Annotated in this window: 5 protein-coding genes; 4 read left to right on the forward strand and 1 reads right to left on the reverse strand. The window is 48.1% G+C overall.

What is annotated here, in order from left to right; translation table 11 throughout:
• Positions 1 to 321: 321 nt before the first annotated feature.
• Entirely contained in the window at positions 322 to 681 is a 360-nt protein-coding gene (locus ACKFKH_RS28450) for a hypothetical protein (protein ID WP_446861732.1), read from the forward strand.
• 10 nt (positions 682 to 691) lie between these two features.
• Here the strand turns inward: ACKFKH_RS28450 and ACKFKH_RS28455 are convergent, their stop codons facing one another.
• On the reverse strand, positions 692 to 1,015 hold the full coding sequence (locus ACKFKH_RS28455; protein ID WP_446861736.1) for a formylglycine-generating enzyme family protein: 324 nt from the start codon (positions 1,013 to 1,015) through the stop codon (positions 692 to 694).
• 293 nt (positions 1,016 to 1,308) lie between these two features.
• Between ACKFKH_RS28455 and ACKFKH_RS28460 the strand changes: the two genes are divergently transcribed.
• The 3 genes from ACKFKH_RS28460 to ACKFKH_RS28470 are packed head-to-tail and all read left to right on the forward strand — an operon-like array spanning position 1,309 to position 5,782.
• Positions 1,309 to 3,438, forward strand: a complete 2,130-nt coding sequence (locus ACKFKH_RS28460) for a GAF domain-containing sensor histidine kinase (protein ID WP_446861733.1) — start codon at positions 1,309 to 1,311, stop codon at positions 3,436 to 3,438.
• Positions 3,435 to 3,872 (forward strand): response regulator, encoded by a 438-nt coding sequence (locus tag ACKFKH_RS28465; RefSeq protein ID WP_446861734.1) that lies wholly within the window; start codon positions 3,435 to 3,437, stop codon positions 3,870 to 3,872. Before ACKFKH_RS28460 ends, ACKFKH_RS28465 begins: the two co-directional genes overlap by 4 nt.
• Before the next feature lie 5 nt (positions 3,873 to 3,877).
• Positions 3,878 to 5,782 carry a response regulator gene (locus ACKFKH_RS28470; protein ID WP_446861735.1) on the forward strand — a complete coding sequence of 635 codons (1,905 nt, stop codon included), beginning with the start codon at positions 3,878 to 3,880 and terminating at the stop codon, positions 5,780 to 5,782.
• Positions 5,783 to 6,000: the final 218 nt, after the last annotated feature.

The following is a 6,000-nucleotide window of genomic DNA, read 5'->3' on the forward strand; positions in this document are numbered from 1 at the left end:
CAGCAATGCCCTGTTTTTTTGCAGATTTTGGTTGAAACTTACCGCAGTCTCTACTTGACGAGAATCAAAATTCCAGATATTCTCTCAAATCAAGGACATCTTTTCGTCACAGGAAAGTTGTCTGGTCGCCCAAAAAATCTAGTCTGTCGCCGCCCAAAGTTGTTTGCACCAACAGAGGGCAGCTAACCCACGAGACTGATAGAGCAGTCCGGAGGGCTAATGGAGGATTTTATCACTCCTTTGGCCGCTCTGACTTGTTATGACCGTCGGGGCGGCTAGTTTTTTGGGTTTCTTCGGAAACTTAAAATTGGAGTACTCATCATGGCAGAGCGCCTTTTGAACGCTGGCTTTTGGCTGTGCGATTTCGCCTACGCATTTCTAGAATTGATTCAGCGCCGTTTCCTTCCCGATTCCATTCCCCGTTTCACGATTACTTCGCTTCGCATTCCGCTTCAGGATCTTTTACCTGACGTTGCGATTCCTCACTCTGATGAGTTTGAAATCCTGCGGGTGTTAATTATCGGTTCCTCAGACGGTGTGACGGAGACGATTCAAAATCTCCACGTCCGACGATTTGCGAATGCCACAGACTGGAGTCCTTTGCTGCCTGCGCCCTCGTTTGGTGAAGTGATGAGCATTCTGACTCGACAGCGACAAAGGTCAGACGATCGCTCCTCCTAAATCTACGTATCTAACCCCTTCTGACGTTGATTGTCTCCGTACTTGCGATCGCCTCGACACAATTAGTTCGACTGCGATAAAGCTCAATGAGCCGGATAAGTCTTCGGCTTTCGCCTACCAAGCTATCCGGTTCGGTTTTATTTTTGGAGGTTGTTGCCTTCCTCACCGGAACAGGTCTGGACTCTGTTCGGTTCTGACGTGAGAGGAGTGCTGGAAAAACCGAACACACCACCCGAAAACCGACATTGAAGTTGCGATCGGCGGGAGAGTTAGAGTTGCGGTTGGCAGCGCGACAGTTCGACGGAAGGTTGAACCACGAACCGCCCCGTAGTATACGTTGTTCACTAGTTCATACAAAATTTGAGCAGGTTTTGAGTTCACTTAGTGTTGTGTGATCTAATCATACTGGTATTCGTAGTTGTGACTCGTCAGTGATTACAGAGACAAATCATGCTTGTTTAATAGACTTTAGAATTACGGTTTCTGAGAAGAGGATTGCTCAGTTTTTGTGTTTACAAATGTGTCTATCTTGTAGCAATTCATTACGTCCTATTTCCTATTACTACAGTTCATTCATAAACTAAGGGGCATGAGACGAAAGCCCATTCACCTGAAATCCGACGACTCATGGACACTGCATCAGACTCCTCCACGCTTGCCCTTGAGCAGTATCAAATTCTCAATAGTGAAGCTGAATCCTCATTTGATGATCTGGTGAGGTTAGCGGCTCAAGTTTGTCAGGTGCCGATCGCCCTGATCAATTTCATCGATGGCAAGCGGCAGTGGTTCAAATCAAAAATTGGCTTAGACGTGACCGAGCTTCCTGTAGAGGTGGGGTTTTGTCCCTGGTGTGTGCAACAGCGTCAAGTGTTGGTGATTCCTGATGCGCTGGCAGATGAGCGGTGGGTTGACAATGGAGCCGTGGCGTTGGGAGTGCGATCGTATGCTGGAGTGCCGCTGATTACCCCGACGGGAGAAGCGATCGGAACGATCTGTGTGGTGGACGATGTGCCTCGTACTTTTACAACCAGTCAGCTAGAGAGCTTGCAGGCGTTGGGGCGGCAGGTGATCACTCAGCTAGAGTTAAAGCGGCATGTGCAAGTGTTGTCAGACGCGAACGTTGAGCAAAAACGAGTCGAAGCCGCGCTGCGGGAAAGTGAAGCTCGATTTCGGACGATGGCGGACAGTGCGCCTGTGCTGTTGTGGATTGCCGGAGTGGATGCCCGCTGTACGTTTTTTAATCAGTCCTGGCTAGAGTTTACGGGACGATCGCTGGCTCAAGAATGGGGCAATGGCTGGGCGGAGGGCGTTCATCCTGATGATTTGCAGCGGTGTATGGAGACGTTTTTGACGGCTTTTCACGATCGCCGCAGCTTCAAAATGGAGTATCGGCTGAGACGGGCTGACGGAGACTATCGCTGGCTTTTGGATACCGGAACGCCCCGATTTGCGCCAAGTGGAGACTTTTTTGGCTACATCGGTTCTTGCATTGACATCATGGAGCGCAAGCAGGCAGAAGAAGAACTTGAGCGACAAAGTGTGAGTACGCGATTGTTTTCAGAAATTACGCTCAAAATTCGCCAGTCGCTACAGCTTGAAGAGATTCTGCAAATTACGGTGACGGAGATTCAGAAATTATTGCAGTCCGATCGCGTGGTGATCTTTCGACTGTGGGCAGATGGGTCAGGCAAAGTTGTGCAGGAATCCGTGGTTTCGGGCTACCCACTTATGTTGGGGCAAGGCATTCTCAATCCTTGTTTTCAACAAAACTATTGGCATCAATATGAGCAGGGCAGAGTCAGCGCGATCGAGGATATCAAAACCGCCAACATTCATCCCTGTCATCGAGCATTTTTAGAGCAGTTTGCAGTCCAGGCAAATCTGGTTGTCCCAATCCTGTGTAGAGACGCGCTTTGGGGATTGTTGATTACGCACCAATGCAGCGAGACTCGTCAATGGAGCAGTTTTGAAACAGACTTATTACAGCAGTTAGCTAACCAGATTGGTATCGCCATTTCACAAGCAGAACTGCTAGAGCGAGAAACTCGACAACGCCAGGAACTGCTGCGATCGAACACTGAATTAGAACAATTTGCATATGTGGCATCTCACGATTTACAAGAGCCATTACGGATGGTGACAAGCTATTTACAACTGCTGGAGAGACGCTATAAAGATCGAATAGATACTGACGCAAATGAATTCATTGGATATGCGGTCGATGGCGCGATTAGAATGCAAGCGCTAATCCATGATCTGTTGAGTTTGTCTCGTGTCAGTACTCGTGGGCAACCCTTTGAATGGATTGACAGTACCATTTCGCTCAAACAAGCGATCGCCAATCTGCAATTCGTCATTGAGGAAAGTCAAGCGGTTGTGAAGTACGATCGCCTTCCTGACGTGATGGCAGACGCAAGTCAACTGACACAAGTCTTTCAAAATCTGATTGTCAACGCGATCAAGTTTCAGGGAAAAGGCATTGCCAAAATTTTGGTCAAGGCAGAACAGTTGGATCAAGACTGGCTTTTCTCGGTCAGCGACAACGGAATTGGCATTGAGGCGCAATATCACGATCGCATCTTTGTCATCTTTCAGCGGCTCCACTCGCGCGGTCAGTATCCCGGTACAGGAATCGGGTTGGCGATTTGCAAAAAAATTGTAGAACGTCACGGTGGCCGGATTTGGGTCGAGTCAGCCCCCGCAGAGGGATCGACGTTTTGTTTTACACTGCCCGATCGAGGAGAAAAACCGCCATGATCACCACACTGCCGATTCAAGTGCTACTGGTCGAAGACAATCCTGGGGATGCTTACTTGACGAGACTTGCCCTGGCAGACGGCAAAATGCACATCAATCTCAGCATTGTCGAAGATGGAGTCGAAGCGATCGCGTTTCTCCGACGGCAAGACAGTTATGCACAAGCGCCCCACCCAGACTTGATTTTGCTCGATTTAAACTTACCCAAAAAAGATGGTCGAGAAGTGCTGGAAGAAATCAAAGCGGATCAGTTATTAAAGCGAATTCCAGTGGTCATTCTTACGACCTCTCAGGCAGAAGAAGACATCATCAAAGCTTATAACCTCTGTGCAAATTGTTATATCGCTAAACCTGTAGATTTTGATCAATTCATTAAAATTGTTCAATCGATCGAAGATTTTTGGTTCACGATCGTCAAGCTCCCACCAGAGTGAGAATTATGGCAGAACAACCCATTCAAGTGCTCTTGGTCGAAGACAATCCTGCGGACGTTCGGCTGCTACTGGAGATTTTGAAGGAATCTTCTAATCGATTTGTTGTGACTCAGGTGGCTCGATTGGATGAGGCGATCAATCATCTGACGATCGCCAGCTTTGATGTAATTCTTCTCGATCTGACGCTGCCCGATAGCCTGGGGCTAGAAACCTTTCTCAAACTTCATCAACGGGTGTCTGCGATTCCGATCGTCGTTCTCACAGGGTTGGATGATGAAACGTTGACGTTGAAAGCGATGCAGGAAGGGGCACAGGATTATTTGGTCAAAGGAAAAGTCACCGGAGATTTGCTGGCGCGATCGCTACGATATGCCATTGAGAGACAGCGAGCCGAACAAAAAATTCGTGAACAAGCCGCCCTTTTAGAGATCACAACCGATGCAATGCTGGTACGCGATCTACAACACAAAATTGTATTCTGGAACAAAGGCGCAGAACGGCTATTTGGATGGAAAGCGGAAGAAGCGATCGGTCAAAATGTCAACCAATTAATGTATCGCAAAGCGTCATCGCAGCTAAAAGAAGCCGTGAACACTGTTTTAGAAAAAGGTGAATGGATTGGTGAACTAAATAAGATTACTAAATCTGGTCAAGAAGTGATCGTCGAAAGTCGCTGGACGCTAGTACGAGATGATGCCAAGCGACCAAAGTCAATTCTCACAGTTGATACTGATATTACCGAAAAGAAACAACTGGAAGCACAATTCTTTCGCGCACAGCGTTTAGAAAGTATTGGAACACTAGCGAGTGGCATTGCTCACGATTTGAATAATATTCTCACACCCATTCTCGCTGCCTCTCAGCTATTGCCGCTCAAGCTCAAGAATCTGGACGATCGCAGTCAGCTTCTCCTACAGCTTCTCGAAACCAATGCCAAGCGGGGAGCGGATCTGGTCAAACAGGTGTTGTCTTTTACGCGCGGAGTCGAAGGTCGGCGTATGGTCTTGCAAACGAGACATCTGATCGGAGAAATTGAGAGAACGATTCAAGAAACTTTTCCAAAATCAATCACGGTTTGTACCCACATTCCCAAAGATTTGTGGACGGTTTCGGGTGACAGTACTCAACTGCATCAAGTGCTAATGAATCTTTGTGTAAATGCGCGCGATGCGATGCTGTCGGGAGGGCTGCTGACGATTTCTGCTCAAAATCAATGGCTCACCGAAAACGACGCGCGACTGAATTTTGAAGCGCAAGTTGGCCCCTACATTGTGATCAGCGTTGCCGATACGGGAATGGGCATTCCTGAGAGCAATTTAGAGCGAATTTTTGAGCCATTTTTTACAACCAAAGAGTTAGGAAAAGGGACGGGTTTGGGGCTTTCGACGGTGGTCGGAATTGTCAAAAGTCACGGTGGATTTGTAACGGTCAGTAGTCAAGAAGGGAAAGGCACAGAGTTTAAGGTGTTTTTGCCTGCGGTGATGGTTAGGGAGGCGCGATCGCAGGATGATTCAGAGCTTCGCAAAGGGGCATATAGTCTGATTTTGGTGGTGGATGACGAAGCCTCCGTGCGAGACAGTACGCGCATTGCCCTCGAAAGCTATGAGTATCAGGCGTTGACGGCGACGAATGGACGAGAAGCGATCGACCTGTATGCCCGACATTCTCAAGATATTCGGCTGGTTTTGCTCGATTTGATGATGCCTGTGATGGATGGGCCAGAGACGATTGCTATCCTAAAGCGCATGAATCCTGAGATAGAAATTGTGGCGATGAGCGGCTTGTCTTCTAAGAGCATGATCGGGGAAGCGGCGGCGGCGGGAGTGCAGCGTTTTTTGTCAAAGCCATTCACCGTTAGAGAGTTGTTGGGCACGTTGCAAGAGGTGGCGTTGCTGAATGTTGAGCGGTAGAGATTGACCTTGTTTAGCGTGAAGTTTTGGCGTGAATTTGAATGAGTTGTTTTGCTGCATTGCTCAAGTCTTCTGCTCCCCAAACTGCCAATTCTGGGAGACTTCAAAGACAAGAGTTTTGATTCAAAGTCCCTCACTCGTGGGGGATTTAGGGGGCTGCCCGGAGCGATCACCTGGCGAAAGATTTCATCGAATTTACGTTAAGAGAAGGCTTTTAG

It is taken from the genome of Phormidesmis sp. 146-20, from assembly GCF_052939475.1.

Excerpts from the sequence above, each read along its gene's own strand:
- ACKFKH_RS28470 (WP_446861735.1), top strand. The coding sequence starts at position 3,878 with ATGGCAGAACAACCCATTCAAGTGCTCTTGGTCGAAGACAATCCTGCG.
- ACKFKH_RS28450 (WP_446861732.1), top strand. The coding sequence starts at position 322 with ATGGCAGAGCGCCTTTTGAACGCTGGCTTTTGGCTGTGCGATTTCGCC.
- ACKFKH_RS28465 (WP_446861734.1), top strand. The coding sequence starts at position 3,435 with ATGATCACCACACTGCCGATTCAAGTGCTACTGGTCGAAGACAATCCT.
- ACKFKH_RS28460 (WP_446861733.1), top strand. The coding sequence starts at position 1,309 with ATGGACACTGCATCAGACTCCTCCACGCTTGCCCTTGAGCAGTATCAA.